This is a genomic window from Streptomyces sp. SID4985, assembly GCF_009863025.1.
Lineage (GTDB): Bacteria > Actinomycetota > Actinomycetes > Streptomycetales > Streptomycetaceae > Streptomyces.
Genome location: NZ_WWIR01000331.1, coordinates 17,325 through 37,958, shown reverse-complemented (window position 1 = coordinate 37,958; position 20,634 = coordinate 17,325). Strand labels below are relative to the sequence as shown.

The 20,634-nt window shown below is 70.7% G+C and carries 18 protein-coding genes and 1 tRNA gene; 8 read left to right on the top strand and 11 right to left on the bottom strand.

The window, feature by feature from the left end; genetic code table 11:
- The first annotated feature begins 94 nt into the window (after positions 1–94).
- The 3 genes from GTW40_RS13915 to GTW40_RS33110 all read left to right on the top strand — a co-directional run bounded on the left by GTW40_RS13915 (position 95) and on the right by GTW40_RS33110 (position 2,634).
- A complete protein-coding gene (locus tag GTW40_RS13915; protein WP_237525502.1) occupies positions 95–526 on the top strand; it encodes an ATP-binding protein in 432 nt (143 codons plus the stop codon).
- A 65-nt stretch (positions 527–591) separates the two neighbouring features.
- On the top strand, positions 592–885 hold the full coding sequence (locus GTW40_RS33115) for an AAA family ATPase (protein ID WP_237525501.1): 294 nt from the start codon (positions 592–594) through the stop codon (positions 883–885).
- A gap of 15 nt (positions 886–900) precedes the next feature.
- Entirely contained in the window at positions 901–2,634 is a 1,734-nt protein-coding gene (locus tag GTW40_RS33110) for an AAA family ATPase (RefSeq protein WP_343245691.1), read from the top strand.
- 33 nt (positions 2,635–2,667) lie between these two features.
- On the opposite strand, the gene GTW40_RS13900 is transcribed toward GTW40_RS33110, so the two are convergent.
- The 4 genes from GTW40_RS13900 to GTW40_RS13885 form a co-directional block, all read right to left on the bottom strand.
- A complete protein-coding gene (locus GTW40_RS13900) occupies positions 2,668–3,633 on the bottom strand; it encodes a hypothetical protein (protein WP_161180482.1) in 966 nt (321 codons plus the stop codon).
- Between the two features lie 145 nt (positions 3,634–3,778).
- Positions 3,779–4,891: an AAA family ATPase gene (locus GTW40_RS13895; RefSeq protein ID WP_161180481.1), complete on the bottom strand. Its 1,113-nt coding sequence runs from the start codon at positions 4,889–4,891 to the stop codon at positions 3,779–3,781.
- On the bottom strand, positions 4,888–5,637 hold the full coding sequence (gene pnuC, locus GTW40_RS13890; protein WP_161180480.1) for a nicotinamide riboside transporter PnuC: 750 nt from the start codon (positions 5,635–5,637) through the stop codon (positions 4,888–4,890). The genes GTW40_RS13895 and pnuC overlap by 4 nt, the downstream gene beginning before the upstream one ends.
- A gap of 221 nt (positions 5,638–5,858) precedes the next feature.
- The gene (locus GTW40_RS13885; RefSeq protein ID WP_161180479.1) at positions 5,859–6,851 is read right to left on the bottom strand and encodes a GNAT family N-acetyltransferase; all 993 of its coding nucleotides are present in this window, start codon (positions 6,849–6,851) and stop codon (positions 5,859–5,861) included.
- 227 nt (positions 6,852–7,078) lie between these two features.
- Between GTW40_RS13885 and GTW40_RS13880 the strand changes: the two genes are divergently transcribed.
- Complete coding sequence (locus GTW40_RS13880; protein WP_161180478.1) at positions 7,079–8,287, top strand: cytochrome P450; 1,209 nt, start codon at positions 7,079–7,081, stop codon at positions 8,285–8,287.
- 641 nt (positions 8,288–8,928) lie between these two features.
- Here GTW40_RS13880 and GTW40_RS13875 read toward each other — a convergent pair.
- The 7 genes from GTW40_RS13875 to GTW40_RS13850 all read right to left on the bottom strand — a co-directional run bounded on the left by GTW40_RS13875 (position 8,929) and on the right by GTW40_RS13850 (position 14,925).
- Positions 8,929–9,016: transfer RNA gene (locus GTW40_RS13875), tRNA-Leu, on the bottom strand.
- Between the two features lie 158 nt (positions 9,017–9,174).
- Positions 9,175–10,122, bottom strand: a complete 948-nt coding sequence (locus GTW40_RS13870) for a beta-ketoacyl-ACP synthase III (protein ID WP_161180477.1) — start codon at positions 10,120–10,122, stop codon at positions 9,175–9,177.
- A 283-nt stretch (positions 10,123–10,405) separates the two neighbouring features.
- Positions 10,406–10,534 carry a hypothetical protein gene (locus GTW40_RS33540; protein WP_272919004.1) on the bottom strand — a complete coding sequence of 43 codons (129 nt, stop codon included), beginning with the start codon at positions 10,532–10,534 and terminating at the stop codon, positions 10,406–10,408.
- Positions 10,509–11,846, bottom strand: coding sequence for an OFA family MFS transporter (locus tag GTW40_RS13865; protein WP_161180476.1), 1,338 nt, complete (start codon positions 11,844–11,846; stop codon positions 10,509–10,511). Before GTW40_RS13865 ends, GTW40_RS33540 begins: the two co-directional genes overlap by 26 nt.
- Positions 11,847–12,081: 235 nt before the next feature.
- Positions 12,082–12,612 (bottom strand): isochorismatase family protein, encoded by a 531-nt coding sequence (locus GTW40_RS13860; RefSeq protein ID WP_161180475.1) that lies wholly within the window; start codon positions 12,610–12,612, stop codon positions 12,082–12,084.
- Positions 12,613–12,732: 120 nt separating this feature from the next.
- Positions 12,733–13,815: a bile acid:sodium symporter family protein gene (locus GTW40_RS13855; protein ID WP_161180474.1), complete on the bottom strand. Its 1,083-nt coding sequence runs from the start codon at positions 13,813–13,815 to the stop codon at positions 12,733–12,735.
- Positions 13,816–13,941: 126 nt separating this feature from the next.
- On the bottom strand, positions 13,942–14,925 hold the full coding sequence (locus GTW40_RS13850; RefSeq protein ID WP_161180473.1) for an Lrp/AsnC family transcriptional regulator: 984 nt from the start codon (positions 14,923–14,925) through the stop codon (positions 13,942–13,944).
- A gap of 153 nt (positions 14,926–15,078) precedes the next feature.
- On the opposite strand from GTW40_RS13850, the gene GTW40_RS13845 reads away from it, so the two are divergent.
- The 4 genes from GTW40_RS13845 to GTW40_RS13830 all read left to right on the top strand — a co-directional run bounded on the left by GTW40_RS13845 (position 15,079) and on the right by GTW40_RS13830 (position 20,627).
- Complete coding sequence (locus tag GTW40_RS13845) at positions 15,079–16,584, top strand: MFS transporter (protein ID WP_161180472.1); 1,506 nt, start codon at positions 15,079–15,081, stop codon at positions 16,582–16,584.
- 338 nt (positions 16,585–16,922) lie between these two features.
- Positions 16,923–18,758, top strand: a complete 1,836-nt coding sequence (locus tag GTW40_RS13840; RefSeq protein WP_161180471.1) for an AMP-dependent synthetase/ligase — start codon at positions 16,923–16,925, stop codon at positions 18,756–18,758.
- Positions 18,759–18,912: 154 nt separating this feature from the next.
- The gene (locus tag GTW40_RS13835; RefSeq protein ID WP_161180470.1) at positions 18,913–19,749 is read left to right on the top strand and encodes an aldo/keto reductase; all 837 of its coding nucleotides are present in this window, start codon (positions 18,913–18,915) and stop codon (positions 19,747–19,749) included.
- A gap of 182 nt (positions 19,750–19,931) precedes the next feature.
- A complete protein-coding gene (locus GTW40_RS13830; RefSeq protein WP_161180469.1) occupies positions 19,932–20,627 on the top strand; it encodes a glycoside hydrolase family 75 protein in 696 nt (231 codons plus the stop codon).
- Positions 20,628–20,634 lie beyond the last annotated feature (7 nt).

The window sequence follows — 20,634 nt, the reverse complement described above, 5'->3', positions numbered from 1 at the left end:
GCACCGCTCGCCACAGCCCGGCGCCGTGTACAGCGCACGGCCGTACAGGCGTCGCTCCTGGTGACACGCGCGTCCCGGCCGCAACGCTGGCCGCATGCACACGACGCTCTTCTCTTCCCCCGGCCCCACGGGGACCAACGAGTTCGCGATGTCGTTCACGTCGACCCCGCGAGGCGCCCCCCTGGCCCGGCTCTCCGTCGCGCACCGCCTTGACTCCCGGGGCCACCCCTACGACAGCGACGTCAACGAGTCGCTGGCCGTGATCACCGCCGAGCTGTGCGCCAACGCCGTACGGCACGGCCGGGTCCCCGGACGGGACTTCCACGTACGACTGACCACTGAAGCCGACGGTGAACTCCGCCTGGAGGTCTCGGACACCCGCGGCGAGCGCCGGCCCGCCGCTGTCCCTCCTGCGAACCCCGACGCCGAATCCGGCCGCGGCCTGCTCATCGTGACGGCGCTGGCCGACGAGTGGATTGACCGCACTCAGTGCGGGACCCGATGTCAGCAGTCCCGGATAGTCTGATCCACGATGTTTCACGCGTGACAGGTGATCAACCACGAGTGAAGGCCAGACATGACGGAGGGCCGATGCTGACCCGGTTGGAGGTCCACCGGTTCAAGAACCTGCTGGACCTGTCCATCGACTTCGGGCCGTTCACCTGCATCGCGGGCGAGAACGGTACGGGCAAGTCGAACGTCTTCGACGCGATCCAGTTCCTGTCGCTCCTCGCCGACGGGCCGATGATGGAGGCAGCGCAGGATGTCAGCGGTGTGCACGGCGAGCGCCACGGCGATCCACGCGACCTCTTCTGGAAAGGCTACCGGCCCGGGCATCACCGCATGCGCTTCGCCGCCGAGATGATCGTGCCACCGGAGGTCTAGGACGACTTCGGCCGTGTGGCGAAACCGACCATGACGTTCCTGCGCTACGAGCTGGAGATCGGCTACCAGGAACCGTCGGGACTCGACCGCTTCGGACGGCTCACCCTGCTACGCGAGGACCTCCGTCACATCACCAAGGGCGCCGCCAAGAATCACCTCCTGTTCCCGCACAGCGCGGCCCACTTCCGCAACGCGGTCATCACGGGTCACCGCAGTGGCGCCCCGTACATCTCGACGGACACGGACGCCTCGTCCGGAGAGCCCATCGTCAAGATCCACCAGAACGGCGGCAGCCGAGGGCAGCCGAAGCCGGCAGCGGCCTCACGGGCCCCCGGCACGATCCTCTCCACCATCGCGTCCAACGACGACCCGACCATTCTCGCCGCGCGCCGCGAAATGGAGTCCTGGCGCAGACTCGCCCTCGAACCCTCGGCGCTGCGCAGTGCCGACCGGTACATGGACCCGCAGACCATGGACGTGGACGGCTCTCATCTACCCGCCGCGCTCTACCGTGTCGCACACACCGCTGCGAAGGCCGACCCTGAACAGGTGTACGCCCGCGTCGCCGGACGTCTCTCGGACCTCACGGGCGTGCAGATCCGGGAACTGGGCGTGGACCAGGACGAGGTGCGCCAGCTCCTCACCGTCCAGGTGCGTGAAGCGGACGGGATGCTGTTGCCCGCACGCAGTCTGTCCGAGGGGACGCTGCGCTTCCTCGCGCTCTGCGTCCTGTTGGAAGATCCCACTGTGCGCGGCATGATCTGCATGGAGGAGCCCGAGAACGGCATCCATCCGGCCAACCTCAATCCCATGGTGGAACTCGTCCAGGATCTCGCTGTCAATCCCACCCAGCCGCCGGGGACGGACAACCCGTTCCGCCAGGTCCTCATCAACACCCACTCGCCCGGTGTCGTTCAACTGCTTTCCCCCGAAGACCTGTTGTTCGCCGACACAGCCGTACACCGGACCGAGACGGCAGCAAGGCGCGCAGTCTGCACCTGCGTCCGCTCACCGGTACCTGGCGGCTGGCTGGTGAAAGGCGTGACTACGTCACCAAGGCGGACATCCTCCCTTACCTCACCACGCCCCCGGGGCCCAGATCACCGTCGACCTGGGGGCGGCGTCACGCTGCGCATCCTCTTCACGGGCGAGGGAACGAGCGACAACGGCCTCGTCCCGCACATCGAGATGGTGGCGGCGGAGCGCGGCGTACAAGCCGTGGTCACCGCACCCGACTTCGGGCGCCTCGGACCGGACCACTGGCACGCCGTGACGGACAGGCTCCGCGCCGTAATCAGCCTCGGCGACACCTACGACCTGGTGATCGTGCACCGGGACGCGGACCGTGTTTCCCCCGATGACCGCCGGAAGGAGGTCGCTGAAGCCGTGACGAGGGAGTGGCTGGAGCACCCCCATATCGCCGTGGTTCCAGTGCGGGCCATCGAAGCGTGGCTGCTGCTGGACGAGTCGGCCATCCGGCGGATCGCCGAGAGTCCCAACGGGCGGATGCACCTCGACCTGCCCAAAGCAGGTGCTGTGGAACGGATCGCCGATCCGAAGAGACTCCTCCAGGAAACCCTGGCCGCTGCGAGTGGTGTGGCCGGACGCCGTCTCACAACGTTCCGCAACCGCTTCCCGCGCCATCACCACAAGCTGCTCGAGAGCCTCGATCCCTACGGACCGGTCTCCCAACTTCCGTCCTGGCAGGCCTTCCTCAGCAATCTGAACGCCGTATTTCTGCGCGCCTGACGGTTGGGGTTCAAGGCTCTCGGCGCCGGCTCGTCACCCGCGTCTCGACAACCCCGGAGTACGCAGGTTGATCGGTGTGCGGATGCGTGGACCGTCCAGGACCGAGTTGTCGATGGACGGTCTGGGACGGGGCGTGACCGCGGCCAGGGTGATTGTGCCGCGATCGCCCAGCGCGGTGAGCCACTCGCTGGGGCGGGGGCGCGCACCCCGCGCCCCCGCTGCCTGGGCGAAGAGCCGTCGTGCCGCCGCTTCCTGGCGTTCGTTCAGACAGCCCGGGACGGCTCGCAGCTCCTGTGCCGGGTCGAGGTACGGCTCCTGGGAGAGGACGCGTCCCACCGCGAGCGCCGTCTTGTAGGCATCCGTGTCGACACTGGCCTCGGTGGAGGGGGCGAGCGGGTCGTTCCAGTCCGGGGTGGCGGCCTGAGCCTGGACCGGTGAGCGCCCCACTCGCCGGAAGCCGTCGCAGTCCAGGAAGTGGACCGCCGTGTCCGGTGTGAGGGTCCACAGGACGTTGGCCTGCGAGATGTCACCGATGACGAGCCCCGCGTCGTGGAACCAGCCGATGGCCTCGGCGCAGGCCATGGCAAGAGCCCTGCGCTGCTCAGGAGTCGGCTGGGAGACCTCCTGCCAGGCGACTTTGGACGGCCTGATGAGGTACTGGAGTTCAAGTAGCTTCGTCGCTCCGGCAGACGTGCGCCACATCATGGCGGCGGGCGCGCGACGCATGAGGAAACCGACCACTCGGCCGCCCTCGACCACACGACTCAACGGCCACGCGGCAAGGGCGTCCAGGCGGGCGCGGTCGGTGGGGCCGAGAGCCTGCCGGAACGCGACCAGGTCGGCGAGGGCGTCGCCGTTGACTCTGGCCGGGTCCTTGTACTGCTTGAACAGCAGTGGGCCGCCGACCACCACGTGCACTTCGCCCTGGCCGCCGCTGCCGATGACGTCGCCCAGCACGAGCGACGACCGCGAGACGTCGGCACCGTCCTCCGCGCTCATGCCCCCGCCTCCCACACACAGATCACGGTGCGGTCGTCATCGTAGGACTTGGCCCGGGTCTGCGCCTGCCAACCGGTGCCCTGACCGGCGGCGGGATCACGTCCCGACGGTCACGGGCAACAGGGACATCTCCGACCGGTTCCGGTCAGCCCAACGGATCCGCCAGTCCCCACCCTTCCCCCAGAATCCGGTCCACGGCGGCGAGGGCATGCCCCAGCCGTGTCTGCCGGTCGCCCGAGATCTCGAGCCACTCGACACCGGAGGTGGCGAGTACCTCGCGGAAGCGGTCGGTCATCCACGGGCGGAGGTGTTCGCCGTCGCGCAGGCCGTCGTCTTCGAAGGGGACGTCCTTGTCGGAGGTGAGCAGGTAGAGGGCGCGGGGTGGCATGGCGGCGGCGAGGTCGCGGACCGGGGCGGTGGTGCGGCCGCGGTAGCGCTCCTGCCAGACGGTGGTGGCCAGAGCGTCGGTGTCGCACACGAGTACGGGGCCGCCGGTGCGGGCGGAGTGCTGTTCGGTGCGGTTCTGGCGGCGGGCGACCAGTTCGAAGTCCGCGTCGTCCCAGTCCAGGTCCGCCACGGTCGGCCGGGGCGTGTCGGTGGCCGCCACGGCGCGGGCACGGGCGAGCTTGGTGACCGTCAGCTCGCGGCCGTACTCGGGTACCCAGCGGGTGAGCGCGAACGGGCCGCCTCGGGCGCGCAGGGCGGTGGCCAGGTCGCGGGAGAGTGTGGTGGTTCCGGTGGACTCCGCGCCGAGGACGACGACCCGGCGGGTGAGCCAGGCGCGCACCGGTGGTTCGATCTCGTCCCAGTGGGCGACGGGGTCGGCGCGCACCTTGGTGCCGGAGACGGCGAAGGTCGTACGGCCGAGATCCAGCAGGACCGGTGCGGCGTCGAAGCGGTGGGCGAGTTCCGTGCCGTAGGGCTCGGAGCTGAACACCGCGTCCACGGAGGCGGCGTTCGGACCGGTGGCAACGGCTTGGCGCATCAACCCGACGTGTCCGTCCCAGAGTTCCGCGCTGTCGTAGTCGACCGGCAGATCGTCGACGATGCCGACGACCGCCACGTGGGGCTGACCGGCCCAGTGTTCGCGTATCCAGGCGACGCGCTCCGCGAGGGGGATCGACTCGTGCCCGGCCGCCATCACGACGACGGTGACCCGTGCGCAGGAGTCGGCGGCGGAGCGGATCAGGAAATGATGGCCGGAGTGGGGTGGGTAGAACTTGCCGATGACGAGGCCGTGGGCGAAGGACGTGCTCATGCGGTCACCGTCCGGTCGGGGGCGCCGGAAAAGTTCGCGCCGCCGGTATCGTTCGCGCCGCCGGTGCCGGTCCCGTCGCCGGTGCCGGTCCCGTCGTCCGCTCCGGCCGCGGGCCGGGTGGCCGTCGACCCGTCACGCCACGACCGCCAGCCCATCAGGCACATGCCCAGGAACAGCACGTAGACGATGGCCGTGAGATCGAGCCCCTTGGTGAAGTACAGCGGGATGTAGACGAGGTCGGCGGCGATCCAGAAGTACCAGTTCTCGATCCGCTTGGTGTTCAGCAGCCACTGCGCGGCCAGTGAGAGTGCGGTGGTCAGCGCGTCCCAGAAGGGAGCGGAGTCGTGCGCGCGGGCCAGCAGGACGGTCAGCCCCCAGGTGACGGGGACCAGCAGCGCGAGCAGGACGAGCAGCGTGGATCTGGACGCACGGCCCACGCGCCGCCGGGAGCGCCGCTCGCCGCCTCGCAGCCAGAGCAGCCAGCCGTGGGCGGCGAGGACCAGGTAGACGACCTGGAGCGTGGCGTCCGCGTACAGCCGGGCGCTCCAGAACAGGGCGAGGAAGAACAGGTTGTTGGCGATGCCGACAGGGAAGTTCCACACGCTGGCCCGTACGCACAGCCACACGCACACCGCGCCGGTGGCGAAGCCGAGTAGCTCGGACCACGTGACCGCGTCCTGGCCCAGCTGGAACACCTGCTGATTCAGCGGCGCGATCAGGCCGCCGAGTATGTCCGGGACAGCCATTCCGTCCTCACCCCTCCCGTTAATGTCGAAGTGACGATAACAAGTGGGTGGCGACTACACAATCCCCGTCCGACCACGCTGGTTTTCAGCCATGTGCCCCTGCGCCCATTCCGGCCTTCGCCAGTCCCACGCCCTTCGCCGCGAGCACCTCTTCGGGGCGAACGACGACGTCTTCGCCACTGGGTGAACTCCCCGGCAGCGTACGGAAACGGGAGCGTGCTCTAGCCCGTGCTCACCACGACGATGACCACCAGCCAGCACACCGCCACGAGTGACGGGAGCAGCACCATGAGCATCCCGGTCGGGGAGGCGCGCAGCCATCCGTTGTTCGCCTCGCTGATGTCACGGCTCACTATGCGGTGACCGCCGTGCCAGGCCAGGTGTTCCTCCAGGTCTATGACCGCCTTCTTGCGGGCCTGGAGGTAGCGGCGTCCGAACCGGAGCATCTGGGAGAAGGCCACGGACGTGCCCAGTCCGATGACGCCGATGATCACGGTGAGGTTCCGGGCCATCCGCTCGGACGCGGCCCCGTCCTTGCCGAACGCGAAGGCGATGGCGGCGGCGAGGGCCGCGGTGATGTAGAAGAAGTTGTTCAGCTTCTGCCAGTTGGTGACGTCCTCGTGCTTGTAGAGGTCGACGGCGATGCCGTACTGGGCGTAGAGCAGCATCTCGCGGGGCTTGCGGCGCACCCACACCACCCGCTGTCTGCCGTCCGGCGGGACCAGCCGGATCAACTCCTCGAAGCCGAGCCGACGATGGAACCGGGTGGACGCCTCGTTGGCCGGCTCCGCGACCACGGCGGCGATCACCGGCTTCTCCTCGCACTGGTCCAGCACGTGGTAGTACAGCCGCGAGGCCACACCCTGGCGGGCCGCGTCCCGCGCCACACAGATCTGCTTGATCACCAGGAAGCTGCCCAGAGCGCTTCTGATCCGCCGGTTGAGCCATTCGTCGGGCTCGAGACGCTCGTCGCTGTAGGCGAGCAGGAAGCCCAGTACGGTGGCGCCCTTGACCGCGACGTAGAAGTGTTCGGCGGTGTTCAGCCGGGCGCGGTACGTCTGCTCGGTGAAGTCCGAGACGAGGAACCCTTCGTGACGGGCCTGCAAGGGGTCCGTCCGGTCCAGGCTCCGTGACGCGGCCAGTGCCGTGATCTGCTCCAGGTGGTCCTCGCGTGCCCGGACGATCTGGAAGTCCACCGCTGCGCCGTCCACCATCGCCGCTCCCCCTCGGGATCCAGTTAGCCGCCTCAACCTACCGTGACGGTCGCTCAGTTGTCGGCCTCCGTCGCGTCGATTCACGCGTTCGGAAGATCCGCCCGGGTCGCCGCGCGGCGGCGCGGCCGGTGTGTCGCGGGACAGGTCCGCCGCGACCGCGACACGGCCGTGACCGGCGGCGCCGCGCACTGCTAGCGTCGGGGCGAGTCTGCGAACAGGGGTGGAAAATGGGGGATGTTGAAGTGATCGACCTGGTGGCGATGGGCGACGACTTCGTCCGCGACCCGTATCCGGTGTACGCGGCGCTGCGCGAGCGCGGGCCCGTGCACCGGGTGCGGATTCCGGAGGGGGCCGAGGCGTGGCTCGTGGTCGGGTACGAAGCGGGGCGTGCCGCGCTCATGGACCCCCGGCTGTCGAAGCGGTGGGACAACGCCGCGCCCTCGTTCCCGATCTCCAGCCCGGCCGCCGGGCCCCACATGCTCAACCAGGACCCACCGGACCACGGGCGGCTGCGCAAGCTGGTGGTCCGCGAGTTCACCCCGCGCCGCATCGAGCAACTCGCCCCGCGCGTCCAGCAGATCACCGACGAGCTGCTCGACGCGATGCTGGCGGCGCCGGACAGCCGGACCGACCTGGTCGACGCACTCTCGTTCCCGTTGCCGATCTCGGTGATCTGCGAACTGCTCGGCGTGCCGATGCTGGACCGGGCCGCCTTCCGCGACTGGACGAACACGGTCCTCTCCAACGCCGCTCCCGAGGTCCGGCAGGAGGCGACGCGCGAAACGGCCGCGTATCTGGCCGAGTTGATAAAGAGCAAGCGTGACGCTCCGGGCCAGGACCTGATGAGCGACCTGGTCCGCACCACCGACGAGGACGGCGACCGCCTCTCTCACGAGGAACTCCTCGGCACCGCCTGGCTGTTGCTGGTCGCCGGGCACGAGACCACGGTCAACCTGATCTCCAACGGCGTACTGGCCCTGCTCACCCACCCCGAGCAACTGGCCGCTCTCCGCGAGGACATGACGCTCATGCCCAACGCGGTGGAGGAGATGCTGCGTTACGACGGCCCGGTGGAGACCCCGACGTTCCGCTTCACCACGGAGCCGGTCGAGATCGGCGGCACGGTCGTCCCCGGCGGCGGCCACATGGTCCTGGTCGCCCTGGCGGACGCCAACCACGACCCCGCCCGCTTCCCCGACCCGGACGCCTTCGACATCCGCCGCCCCGCGGGCGGCCACGTCGCCTTCGGCCACGGCATCCACTACTGCCTCGGCGCCCCCCTCGCCCGCCTCGAAGCCCGCATCGCCCTCACCTCCCTCCTCACCCGCTTCCCCCACCTCGCCCTCGACGCCCACCCGGCCGCCCTCTCCTGGCGCGAGGGGATGCTGATCCGGGGGCCGCGGAGTCTGCCGGTGCGCTGGGGGATCTCACAGTGATCGAGCTGAAGATCCCGGACATTTACCGGGACGACGAGAACGCGGTACGACTGCTGACCGAGTACTTCACCCAGCAGCGCAGCCGTGGCGACCTGTTCTAGTCGGGCGCGCACTTCGAGCGCCTGGGCGGCGGCGGGGACGCGGAGGAGGCGGCAGACCACTTCGACACAGCTGGTCGAACCTCACCGATACGTCTTCGGCGGGCTCGCCTTCCACGCCCGGTCGAGGGAATCGTCCCAAGTGCCGTCCCGGTCGAAGCTGGCGGCTCGACAGCCACGGGACATAGGCGCCGCGGCGCTATGGCGCCAGGACGCATCCCCGATTCGGGCTATTGCGTGGCCGCCGTGTCGGCAGACTGCGTGCCCCATCAACTCGTCAGCCAGCCGCTCGAGCTGCGTGGTCCGGTCCGCGACCTCTTCCTTGATGCCCCGCAACACCTCCTCGGCGCTGGAAACCCCCTGCGAGGAGTTCGGGGACCCGGTGCCGCTCCGACGACTGCGGGCAGACATGCTTTCCCGTGCCAGCCGTCTTGACCTGTCACCCCCGAGACCGGACCGGAAATTCGTTCGGCCGTTGGTCACGCGACTGGTCACGCCGCAGCCAGAAAAACAGAAAAACCCCAGATCAACTGGGGTCTCTGCTGGTGTCCGAGGGGGGATTTGAACCCCCACGCCCGATAAAGGGCACTAGCACCTCAAGCTAGCGCGTCTGCCATTCCGCCACCCGGACTAGGTGTCTGTCGCCTTCGGGGTGTGTTCCCCTCGGCGACATGGACAACAATACCAAGGTTTCGGAGTGGGTTTCACCTGCGTATTCGTGACGCGGGAGGGGGGTGAACCTGGGGGTACGGAGAGTTAACCGAACATAGCCGTGCGTGAGCGGGGGGCTCACGGGCAGCGGATCACCTGGCCCGCGTACGAGAGGTTGCCGCCGAAGCCGAAGAGGAGGATGGGGTCGCCGGTGCGGACGGCGCCCTGTTCGATGAGCTTGGAGAGGGCGAGGGGGATGCTGGCGGCGGAGGTGTTGCCGGACTCGGTGACGTCGCGGGCGACGACGGCGTTCACGGCGCCGATCTTGTGAGCCAGGGGTTCGATGATGCGCAGGTTGGCCTGGTGGAGGACGACGGCCGCGAGGTCGGCGGGCTCGATGCCGGACTTCTCGCAGGCCCGGCGGGCGATGGGGGGCAACTGGGTGGTGGCCCAGCGGTAGACGCTCTGGCCCTCCTGGGCGAACCTCGGCGGCATGCCCTCGATGCGGACCGCGTTGCCCATCTCCGGCACCGAGCCCCACAGCACCGGGCCGATGCCGGGTTCCTGACCAGGCGTACACGCCTCGACCACGGCCGCGCCCGCGCCGTCGCCGACCAGGACGCACGTCGTACGGTCGGTCCAGTCGGTGATCTCCGACATCTTGTCCGCGCCGATGACCAGCGCACGGGTCGCGGCACCGGCCCGTACCGTGTGGTCGGCGGTCGCCAGCGCGTGCGTGAACCCGGCGCAGACCACGTTCACGTCCATCGCGGCCGGCTGCGGGATGCCGAGGCGGGCCGCGACGCGGGCGGCGGTGTTCGGGGAGCGGTCGACGGCCGTGGAGGTGGCGACCAGGACCAGGTCGATGTCCTCGGGGGCGAGGCCCGCCGCCGCGAGGGCCTTGGCCGCGGCGTGCGCGGCCAGCTCGTCCACCGGCTCGTCGGGGCCCGCGATGTGCCGCGTACGGATGCCGACCCGGCTGGTGATCCATTCGTCGCTGGTGTCGACCATGCCCGCCAGGTCCTCGTTGGTGAGCACCTTGGCGGGCTGGTAGTGCCCGATCGCGGTGATGCGCGAGCCGATCATGTCGAGGTCCCCTTGTTCGCCGTAAGTAGCGGGACCGTCCAGTCTGATCAGTGACTCACGGGTACGCGGACACGTGAAGCCACAGGAAACGGGCATCCGAGTTGTCGGCTTCCCGCAGACCCTCGGATGTCCGCATACACAGCGTTTCCGAGGGTCACGGGCTTGGGCCATGCCCTGACTCCGGGCGGCGGCCCTTCACTCCGGGTACGGCCCGTTCCAACCCCGGGTACGACGCGTCCAACCCCGGGTACGACGCGTCCAACCCCGGGCACGGTGGCGCGCTTCACCCCGTGAACAGCTGCGTCGCCTTCCGTACGAGTTCGTACACCCCGTAGGCCAGCGGCGCCGACACCCACAGCCAGGCGAGGACGATCAGGCCCCTGAGATCACGCGGGCTGCTCTCGCTGGACATCGGGTGCCTCCTTCGGGTCGGGGACGTGGTGGCGGGCGTGGACGGGGCGGACGAGTTCGTTGGCGGCGAAGCCGACGACGAGCAGGCCGATCATGATGGCGAAGGAGAGCCCGTACAGGGCGGGGCCGTCCTTGCCCGCCTCCTCCTGGCGGTCGGCGATCCAGTTGACGATCAGCGGGCCGAGGACGCCCGCCGTGGACCAGGCGGTGAGCAGGCGGCCGTGGATGGCGCCGACCTCGTACGTGCCGAAGAGGTCCTTCAGATAGGCGGGGATCGTGGCGAAGCCGCCGCCGTAGAAGGAGAGGATCACCAGGGCGCAGAGTACGAAGAGGGGCTTGGCCGTGTCGCCGAACAGGGCGATCAGGAGGTACATCAGGGCGCCGACGCCGAGGTAGACGCGGTAGATGTTCTTCCGGCCGATCAGGTCGGAGGTGGACGACCAGCCGATCCGGCCCGCCATGTTCGCCGCCGACAGCAGCGCGACGAAGCCCGCCGCCGCGGAGACGGAGACCGGGGTGGAGCTGTCCGCGAAGAAGTCCGTGATCATCGGGGCGGCCTTCTCCAGGATGCCGATGCCCGCCGTGACGTTGGTGCACAGGACGACCCACAGGCACCAGAACTGCGGGGTGCGCACGGCGCTGCGGGCGGAGACGCGGACGCCGGTGGGTGCGGCGGCCACGGCGTCGCCCGCCGTCGTCCGCTCGGGCGCGCGCGGGACGCGGATCAGCAGCACGCCGAGGGTCATGAAGACGGCGTACGACAGCCCGTGGACGAGGAACGCGAGGGCGATGCCGTTCGGGCCGGTGCCGAAGGACTCGAGCATCTGGGCGGACCACGGCGAGGCGATCAGGGCGCCGCCGCCGAAGCCCATGATGGCGATGCCGGTGGCCATGCCGGGGCGGTCCGGGAACCACTTCATCAGGGTGGAGACGGGCGAGATGTAGCCGATGCCGAGGCCGATGCCGCCGACGAAGCCGTAGCCGAGGACGATCAGCCAGTACTGCTCGGTGCGGGCACCCAGCGCGGAGATCAGGAACCCGGAGGAGAAGCAGACGAGGGCGACGGTCATCGCCCAGCGCGGGCCGTTGCGTTCGACGAGCGTGCCGCCGAACGCGGCGGACAGGCCGAGCATCACGATCGCCAGCTGGAACGGCAGCGCGCTCTGCGTGCCGTCCAGGTGCAGCGCGGACTCCAGGGGCGGCTTGAACACGCTCCAGGCGTAGGCCTGGCCGATGGACAGATGGACGGAGAGGGCGGCGGGCGGGACCAGCCATCGGCTCCAGCCCGCGGATGCGACAGGGGGGCTGCTCATGGGGCCGGACGGTAGGGCGGGGGGCGGGAGTTGAGAAGGTGGCGGGGCGACGGGATGCGGTGAGCGGTAGGGGTTGTGCGTCCAGCGGTCGGTACGGGCGTGAACGCCGGGCGCCGCGGCGGCTGCGGTCGGCCTCGGGGTGAGTGCCGGCCGGCCTCCGCGACGACCTCGACCGGCCTCCGTATCAGCGCCCCGGCCTCCGCGTCCGCGCCGCTCACCCCTACGGCAGCCGCCCTCAGCCTCCCGTCCCGAACCGCACCTCCGCCGCCCGCACCACCGTCCCCAGCCTCGGGAAGTCCAGCCGTACCGACGCCTCGTGCTCGGCGGCCGTGAACGCGGCCATCGCGTCCTCGGCGAAGACCAGGTCGTAGCCGAGGTCGGCGGCGGCGCGGGCGGTGGATTCGACGCCGAGGTTGGTGGTGATGCCGCCGAGGACGAGGGTGGTGACGCCGTGCTCGCGCAGCCGTGTGTCGAGGTCGGTGCCCTGGAAGGCGCCGATGGTCCGCTTGACCACCTCGGCGTCGCCCTCGTGGCGCAGTCCGGCGACCAGTCCGCTGCCCGGCGGCTGCTCGGCGACGGCGGGGCGCTCGGTCCGGACGAGGACGACCGGGGCCCCGGCGGAGCGGAAGGCGGACGCCAACTCCTCGGCGGTGGCGTGGGCTTCGATGCCCTTACGGGGTTCCAGGGGCAGCGCGACGATACGTTCCATCAGGTCGACGAGGACGAGGGCGGTGCGCTGCGGGTCGAGTACGGGAGCTGCGGTCATGACGGAACGTTAGCCGTCGCCCGCGGTCCGTGGTGCCAACCCGGGTCAACGGGCCGGTGAACTGAACGCGTTCGGCGGTGGGGGCAGGGGCAGGTTTCGGCCACCGTGCGTCATCGTGCGTCACCGCGCGGACGGCCGTACGTCCGGACGGTCCGGCTCCGACGCCCGCTCCCCTTCCTCGTCACGCTCCTCGTCCGGCTCTCCCGCCCGCCCCCGCTCCTCGTCCCGCTCACCCGCCGCCCCATCTCCCGCCCGCCGCTTGGCGATCACCGCGCACACCATCAGCTGCATCTGGTGGAACAGCATCAGCGGCAGCACCGCCAGCGAGGCGTGCGCGCCGAACAGCACGCTCGCCATGGGCAGCCCCGAGGCGAGGGACTTCTTCGAGCCCGCGAACTGGATGGCGACCCGGTCCGCGCGGCCGAAGCCGAGCGCCCGGGCGCCGTACCAGCTCACGCAGAGCATCGCGGCGAGCAGCGCCGCCTCCACGCCGAGCAGCGCGCCGAGCCGCAGCGGGCTCACCTGGTGCCAGATGCCCTGGGCCATGCCCTCGCTGAAGGCGGTGTAGACGACCAGCAGGATCGAGCCGCGGTCGACCAGGCCGAGCACCTTCTTGTGGCGCGTGACGAAGCCGCCGATCCAGCGCCGGAGCACCTGCCCGGCGAGGAACGGCACCAGCAGCTGGAGCACGATCTTCAGGAGCGAGTCGGCGGAGAAGCCCCCGCTGCCGCCGAGGAGCGCGGCCGCGAGCAGGGGGGTGAGGACGATGCCGACGAGGGAGGAGAAGGAGCCCGCGCAGATGGCGGCGGGGACGTTTCCGCGCGCCATGGAGGTGAAGGCGATCGACGACTGGATGGTGGAGGGGACCAGGGTGAGGAACAGCAGGCCCTGGTAGAGCGGCTGGGTCAGGACGTACGGCACCAGGCCCCGCGCGGCCAGGCCGAGCACCGGGAAGACGAGGAAGGTGCAGGCCAGCACGGTGAGGTGAAGCCGCCAGTGGCGCAGTCCGTCGAGCGCCTCGCGGGTGGAGAGGCGGGCGCCGTAGAGGAAGAAGAGGAAGGCGATGGCCGCCGTGGAGGCGCCGGAGGCCACGGCCGCGCCGGTCCCGCTCGCCGGGAGCAACGCCGCGACGCCCACCGTCGCGAGCAGCAACAGGATGTACGGGTCGACGGGCAGCCGACGGGGCAGGTGCGGGCGTTTCACGGTGCTCCGGGTGCTGGACGGCAAGGACGCAAGGACGACAACGACGACCGCAGGGTGCGGACGCACGAGGGGCGGGCGGACCGGCTTCCATCATGCCCCCTGGCCGGAGCGGCGGTCCGGGCCCCGTCAGCGGCCCCCGCGATACGTCAGCTGCTTGACCCGGCGCAGGAACGGCGTCGTCTCCACGTGGCGCACCCCGTCCAGGCGGCCGAGCGGGCCGCTGAGGTAGGTGTACAGGCTCGCGGTGTCGCGGACGACGACGGTGGCGACGATGTGGGAGGGGCCGGTGGTGGCCGCGGCGAAGGCGACCTCGCCGTGGCCGGACAGGGCCTCGCCTACGGAGTGCAGGGCGGCGGGTTCGGTGGTGATCCACAGGGCGGCCGTGCGGGCCTGCCCGGAGAGTTCGTAGTCGTACTCGATGTCGATGTAGATCGCCCCCGAGGCGAGCAGCGCGGCGAGGCGGCGTTTGACGGCCGACTCGGAGCGGCCGGTGGCGCGCGCGAGTTCCTGGTGCCCGGCGCGGCCGTCACGCCGGAGGACGTCCAGGAGGGGTTCGTCCTCGGGTTCGATGCGGGCCTCGGCCACCGGGCGGGCGGGGTGGCGGGGCCGTAGCGCGGCGGCCTGTTCCGCGTCCAGGGCGCCGGACTTGACGATCCAGCCGCTCGGGCCGCCGTCGAAGCGGTGCAGGAGTTGCTGGGCGTGGACCTCCATCACGCTGGGCGTGCGCGGGAGTTTGCCGAGCAGGAGGTCGTCGTGGTCGCCGGGGCTGCGCGGGTGGGTCATGCAGACGATCTCGGTACCGCCGGAGGCCAGCCCGATCCAGGAGGTGTCGGGGCGCTTGGCGAGGGCGTCCGCGATGACGGGGGTGCTGTCCGGGGCGCAACGCAGCCGGAGCATCCACTGGTCCTGGCCGAGGACGAACGCGTCGCGCCGGGCGACGACCCGGAGACCGGCCTCGGCGGTGAGGCGGCGGCAGCGGCGGGCGACGGTCTGGTCGGACACGCCGAGGACCTGCCCGATCCGGGCGAAGGAGGCGCGGGCGTCGACCTCCAGGGCGGAGAGGATCAGGACGTCCAGCTCGTCGAACGTGTCGGATTTCGACGCCTGCATGAGTTCCCCCGTCGGTTTTCACCGGCCCGAGGGCCGTGGCCGGGGTGTTCGGCCCGGTGCCGCGCATCGTACGGGCGAGGACGCGCGGTCGCGCGTCACGTCGTACGGAACGCGTCACGGCGTACGGAAACGGAAATGGCGGGAGGCGGGGACATGCGGACATGGGGGACGCTCACGGCGGTGTGCCTGGGCACGTTCATGCTGCTGCTCGATGTGACGATCGTGGTGGTGGCGCTGCCGGACATGAGTCACGCGCTGCACGCGTCGCTGGGCGATCTGCAGTGGGTGGTGGACGGCTACGCGCTCGCGCTCGCCGCCCTGCTGCTGGGGGCGGGCGCGGCGGCGGACGTACTGGGGCGGCGGCGGACGTACGTCGCGGGCGTGGTGCTGTTCGCGGCGGCCTCGCTGCTGTGCGGGCTGGCGGCCGGGCCCGGGATGCTGGTGGCGGCGCGGGTGGTGCAGGGTGTGGGCGCGGCGGCGATGTTCGCGACGACACTGCCGCTGCTCGGCTCGGTGTACCAGGGGAAGCAGCGGTCGGTGGCGCTCGGTGTGTGGGGCGCGGTGAGCGGCGGCGCGGCGGCGGTCGGGCCGGTGCTGGGCGGGCTGCTGGCCGAGGGGCCCGGCTGGCGGTGGATCTTCTTCGTGAACCTTCCGGTGAGCGTGGCGGCGGTGTGGCTGACGCTGCGGGTGGTGCCGGAGTCGCGGGGCGGCGGTGCGGGGAGCGCCTGGCAGCGGGTGGACTGGGCGGGTACGGCCGCCTTCGCCGCGTTCGCGGGCGGGCTGACGTACGCCGTCGTACGGGCCGGTGAGGACGGCTGGGCCGCGCCCGCGACGCTCACGGCGTTCGGCTGCGCGCTGCTGGCACTGGTGGTGTTCGTGCTGGTGGAGCGGCGGGTGGCGCATCCGCTGCTCGACCTCTCGCTGCTGCGCAACCGTACGTTCGTGGGCGTGATGGCGGGTGCCTTCGCCTTCAACGCGGTGGCGTTCGGCGTGACGCCGTACCTCTCGCTGTGGATGCAGACACTGCTCGGCATGAGCCCGGTGCGCAGCGGTCTGACACTGCTGCCGATGACGGTCGCGGCGATGGTCGTCGCGGTGCTGGTGGGGCGGCTGCTCCACGGGGCGCCGTCCCGGCTGACCATCGGTGGCGGGCTGTTGCTGATCGGCGCGGGGTGCCTGTGCCAGGCGGTCCTGTCGGCGGGCTCCGACTGGACGGCCCTGATCCCCGGCTTCGTGCTGGTGGGCGCGGGTACGGGCCTGGTCTCCCCCACCGTCGCCGGGGCCGCGCTCGCCTCGGTCCAGCCGCACCGGGCGGGCATGGCGGGCGGCGCGGTCAACACCGTGCGCCAGCTGGGCTACGCCCTCGGCGTCGCCGTCTTCGGCACGATCCTCACCTCGCGCATGGAGTCCACCCTCCCCCACGAAGCGGCCCACGCCCTCGCGGGCGGCGCGGCGGGCGCCCTGCGTGCCACCTTCCCCGACCACGTCCTGCACGCGGCCTTCGCCTCCGGCCTGAACCGCGCCCTCCTGACGGCGGGCATCGCCGGACTGGCGGCGGGCGCGCTGGTCCTGACGGTGGTCCGCACGCCGCGCCCGGCTGGGGAACAGCCGACGGCGGGCGGGGTGCCGGTGGAGCCGACGGCGGCGCGCCGGCGGTAGGTGTGGACGTACGGCCCGCAGGGGCAGGCAGGTGCGGGTGTACGAGGGGTGGTTCGGGCCGGTGGCCGGAACCACCCCTCGGGCGTGCGGGGCTTCTCGCCGCCCCCGTCTGCCGAACCGCCGGACGGCACTCCGTGACCAGCCCGTACAGATTCGGTGGAGATTGGGGTGGGTTCGGCTGAGCGGTCGCCTCCGTCGTGTCCGTACCTTCCCCTTGTGCGGGTATTTTCCGGGCAACGGCGGGCGCGAATGCGTGGGTTGCCCGGATTCGGGACGGCTCCCATCCGGCCAACGGGTGGGGTAGCGTCACGGCGCTGTGAGGAACGGAGGGCGGAAACTTGCAGGGCTTCACCAATCCTCCGACGACAACGACGTCGGCACCGGCGCCGGCCGGCGGGCTGGCCGACACCGTCTTCGAGTACGCCCGGGTCGACCCGCAGCACATCGCGCTCGGCCGCAAGGACGGGGCGGGCCAGTGGCGGGACGTGACCGCCGCCGAGTTCCGTGACGAGGTGCTGGCGCTGGCCAAGGGGCTGCTCGCGAACGGGATCCGCTTCGGCGACCGCGTCGCGATCATGTCCCGTACCCGCTACGAGTGGACGCTGTTCGACTTCGCGCTGTGGACGATCGGCGCCCAGGTGGTGCCGGTCTATCCGACGTCCTCGGCCGAGCAGTGCTTCTGGATGCTGTACGACGCCGAGGTGACCGCGGCGATCGTCGAGCACGAGGACCACGCGATGACGATCGCCACCGTCATCGACCGCCTCCCCCGGCTCGGCCGCCTGTGGCAGCTGGACGACGGCTGCGTACGGGAGTTGTACGAGGCGGGCGCGCACCTGGACGACGAGCTGGTGCACCGGCACCGCCGCGCGGTCACCCCCGAGGCCATCGCCACGGTCATCTACACCTCGGGCACCACGGGCAGACCCAAGGGCTGTGTGCTCACCCACGGGAACTTCATGTTCGAGGCGGACGCGATCATCGACCGCTGGGAGCGGGTGTTCCACTCCAAGAAGGGCGACGAGGCGTCCACGCTGCTGTTCCTGCCGCTGGCCCATGTCTTCGGGCGGATGGTGGAGGTCGCCGCGTTCCGGGGCCGGGTCCGCTTCGGGCATCAGCCGGAGCTGCACGCGTCCGCGCTGCTGCCGGACCTGGCCGCGTTCCGGCCGACGTTCATCACCGCCGTGCCGTACATCTTCGAGAAGATGTACTCGGCGGCCCGCCGCAAGGCGGAGAAGGACGGCAAGGAGGGGCCGTTCCTCAAGGCGGTCGACGTGGCGGTGCGCTACGCCGAGGCGCTGGAGGCGAAGGCGTGGGGCACGGGGTCGGGGCCCTCACCGGCGCTGCGGATGCAGCACCAGCTGTTCGACAAGCTCGTCTACTCCAAGGTGCGCGCGGCGATGGGCGGCCGGATCCGCAACGCGATGTCCGGCGGCTCGGCGATGGACCGCCGTCTGGGGCTGTTCTTCGCGGGCGCGGGCGTGCAGATCTACGAGGGCTACGGCCTGACCGAGTCGACGGCCGCCGCGACCGCGAACCCGCCCGACCGCACGCGCTACGGCACGGTCGGCCAGGCCGTTCCCGGGGTCTCGGTGCATGTCGCCGAGGACGGCGAGGTCTGGCTGCGCGGCGGCAACGTCTTCCAGGGCTACCTCAACAACCCCAAGGCGACCGACGAGTCCCTGCACGAGGGCTGGCTGGCCACCGGTGACCTGGGCGCGCTGGACGAGGACGGCTATCTGACCATCACCGGCCGCAAGAAGGAGATCCTGGTGACCTCCGGCGGCAAGAGCGTCTCCCCGGGTGTGCTGGAGGAGCGGGTGCGCGACCATCCGCTGGTCCACCAGTGCATCGTCGTCGGCAACGACCGTCCGTACGTCGCCGCGCTGATCACGCTCGACCAGGACGCGGTCGAGCACTGGCTCCAGATGCAGGGCCGGCCGCGCCGGGACATCTCCCGGCTGGTGCGCGATCCGGCGGTGGAGACGGAGGTGCGCCGGGCGGTGGTGGCCGCCAACACGCTGGTGTCGCAGGCGGAGTCGATCCGGACGTTCCGTGTCCTCGTGCAGCCGTTCACCGAGGAGCACGGGCTGCTGACGCCGTCGCTGAAGCTGAAGCGGAAGGCCATCGAGAAGGCGTACGGGCAGGAGATCGACGCGCTGTACCAGGGCTGATGCCGGACGGAGTGCCCGGCCGGGGCCGGAAGGATCGCCGGTACGGACCGCCCGTACGGATCCCAGGTACGGATCGCCGGTCAGGAATGCATTCGGGCCCGTGATCGTTGACGATGGTGTACGACCCTGTCCACAACCGAAGGATCAAGAGCTCGTGAGCAGCAAGGTCCCCCCGATCGTCCTCAACAACGGTGTCGAGATGCCCCAGCTGGGGTTCGGCGTCTGGCAGGTGCCGGACACCGAGGCCGAGCGCGCGGTCAGCACGGCGCTGGAGGCCGGGTACCGCAGCATCGACACAGCGGCGATCTACGGCAACGAAACCGGCACCGGCAAGGCCATCGCCGCCTCCGGTCTGCCCCGCGAGGACATTTTCGTCACCACCAAGCTCTGGAACAGCGACCACGGGTACGACGCGACGCTGCGCGCGTTCGACGCGTCCCTGGAGAAGCTGGGCCTCGACTATCTCGACCTGTACCTGATCCACTGGCCCGTTCCGGCCCGGGACAACTACGTCGATTCCTACAAGGCGTTCGAGAAGCTGTACTCCGACGGCCGCATCCGCGCGATCGGTGTGTCCAACTTCCTCCCCGAGCACCTGGAGCGGCTGATCTCGGAGACGTCCATCGTCCCGGCGGTCGACCAGATCGAGCTGCACCCGCACCTCCAGCAGCGCGCGGCGCGGGAGTTCAACGCCGAGCAGGGCATCGCGACCGAGGCGTGGTCGCCGCTCGGCCAGGGCAAGGGCCTCCTTGAGGTGCCCGCCATCGTCGCGATCGCGCGCAAGCACGGCCGTACGCCCGCGCAGGTCGTGCTGCGCTGGCACGTCCAGCTCGGCAACATCGTGATCCCCAAGTCCGTGACGCCGTCGCGGATCAGGGAGAACATCGAGGTCTTCGACTTCAACCTGGACGACGAGGACCTCGCGGCCATCAGCGCGCTGAACGAGGACAAGCGGCTCGGTCCGAACCCGGCCGAGTTCGAAGTGGTCTGAGCCCGGGTCCGGGACGGCCCGGTCTCCGACTCGGCCTGAACTCCCGTACGCCATAAGGCACTCCCGTACGCCACACGGCCGTCCGCCCCGCCATCACCGGGGCGGACGGCTTTGTGCGCGTGGCGGGACCGATTCTGCTTCCTCCTCCGCGACTTGAAGCTCATCGACGTGAAGGATCACCCATGCGCCCCCGCCCCCTGGGCCTGGCCACCGCGGCCGGTGTCGTCCTGCTCGCCTCGGCGACGTTCTATGCCGTCATGGACCGCTCCACCGGCTCGGCCCGCGAGGGCTCGGTGTCCGCGTCCGACCTGCTGGCCAAGGTGACGTCCTGCGAGCGGATCTCCGACGGGCTGTACCGCACGGACGAGGAGAAACCGGCCACCGTCCCCGTGTGCGGCGCCAAGGGCGCGGTCTTCTGGAAGGCGGACATGGACGTCGACTGCGACGGCCTGCGCACCGACAAGTGCAACAAGGACCGCGATCCCTGGTACCAGGACGACACCGCGTTCCACCAGTCCGACGGCAAGCCGCTGCGCGCCGACGCGCTCCCCTACATCGTGGTCCCCGGCTCCAGCGCCCTGTGGGACTACACCAAGTCCGGCGTGAAGGGCGGCGGTGTGGTGGCCGTCGTCCATGGCAACAAGGTCGAGTACGCGGTCGTCGGCGACACCGGCCCCTCCCGCATCATCGGCGAGGCCTCGTACGCCGCCGCCGAGGGCCTGGGCATCGACCCCGACCCGGCGACGGGCGGCGCGGAGTCGGGCGTGACGTACATCCTCTTCACGGGCGCCGAGTCCAAGGTCTCCCCGATCGAGAGCCATGAGGCCGCGGTGGAGCTGGGTGACCGGCTGGCGCGGAAGTTCGTCGGGCGGGACTGAGCCGCCG

Bases quoted from the DNA above. Each gene is read 5' to 3' on its own strand.
- GTW40_RS13845 (WP_161180472.1), top strand. From the start codon at position 15,079: ATGCGGACATGGGGGACGCTCACGGCGGTGTGCCTGGGCACGTTCATG.
- GTW40_RS13870 (WP_161180477.1), bottom strand. From the start codon at position 10,122: ATGATCGGCTCGCGCATCACCGCGATCGGGCACTACCAGCCCGCCAAG.
- GTW40_RS13885 (WP_161180479.1), bottom strand. From the start codon at position 6,851: ATGGTGGACGGCGCAGCGGTGGACTTCCAGATCGTCCGGGCACGCGAG.
- GTW40_RS33540 (WP_272919004.1), bottom strand. From the start codon at position 10,534: ATGTCCAGCGAGAGCAGCCCGCGTGATCTCAGGGGCCTGATCGTCCTC.
- GTW40_RS13900 (WP_161180482.1), bottom strand. From the start codon at position 3,633: ATGAGCGCGGAGGACGGTGCCGACGTCTCGCGGTCGTCGCTCGTGCTG.
- GTW40_RS13880 (WP_161180478.1), top strand. From the start codon at position 7,079: ATGGGGGATGTTGAAGTGATCGACCTGGTGGCGATGGGCGACGACTTC.
- GTW40_RS13915 (WP_237525502.1), top strand. From the start codon at position 95: ATGCACACGACGCTCTTCTCTTCCCCCGGCCCCACGGGGACCAACGAG.
- GTW40_RS33115 (WP_237525501.1), top strand. From the start codon at position 592: ATGCTGACCCGGTTGGAGGTCCACCGGTTCAAGAACCTGCTGGACCTG.
- GTW40_RS13850 (WP_161180473.1), bottom strand. From the start codon at position 14,925: ATGCAGGCGTCGAAATCCGACACGTTCGACGAGCTGGACGTCCTGATC.
- GTW40_RS13895 (WP_161180481.1), bottom strand. From the start codon at position 4,891: ATGAGCACGTCCTTCGCCCACGGCCTCGTCATCGGCAAGTTCTACCCA.
- pnuC (WP_161180480.1), bottom strand. From the start codon at position 5,637: ATGGCTGTCCCGGACATACTCGGCGGCCTGATCGCGCCGCTGAATCAG.
- GTW40_RS13860 (WP_161180475.1), bottom strand. From the start codon at position 12,612: ATGACCGCAGCTCCCGTACTCGACCCGCAGCGCACCGCCCTCGTCCTC.
- GTW40_RS13865 (WP_161180476.1), bottom strand. From the start codon at position 11,846: ATGAGCAGCCCCCCTGTCGCATCCGCGGGCTGGAGCCGATGGCTGGTC.
- GTW40_RS13830 (WP_161180469.1), top strand. From the start codon at position 19,932: ATGCGCCCCCGCCCCCTGGGCCTGGCCACCGCGGCCGGTGTCGTCCTG.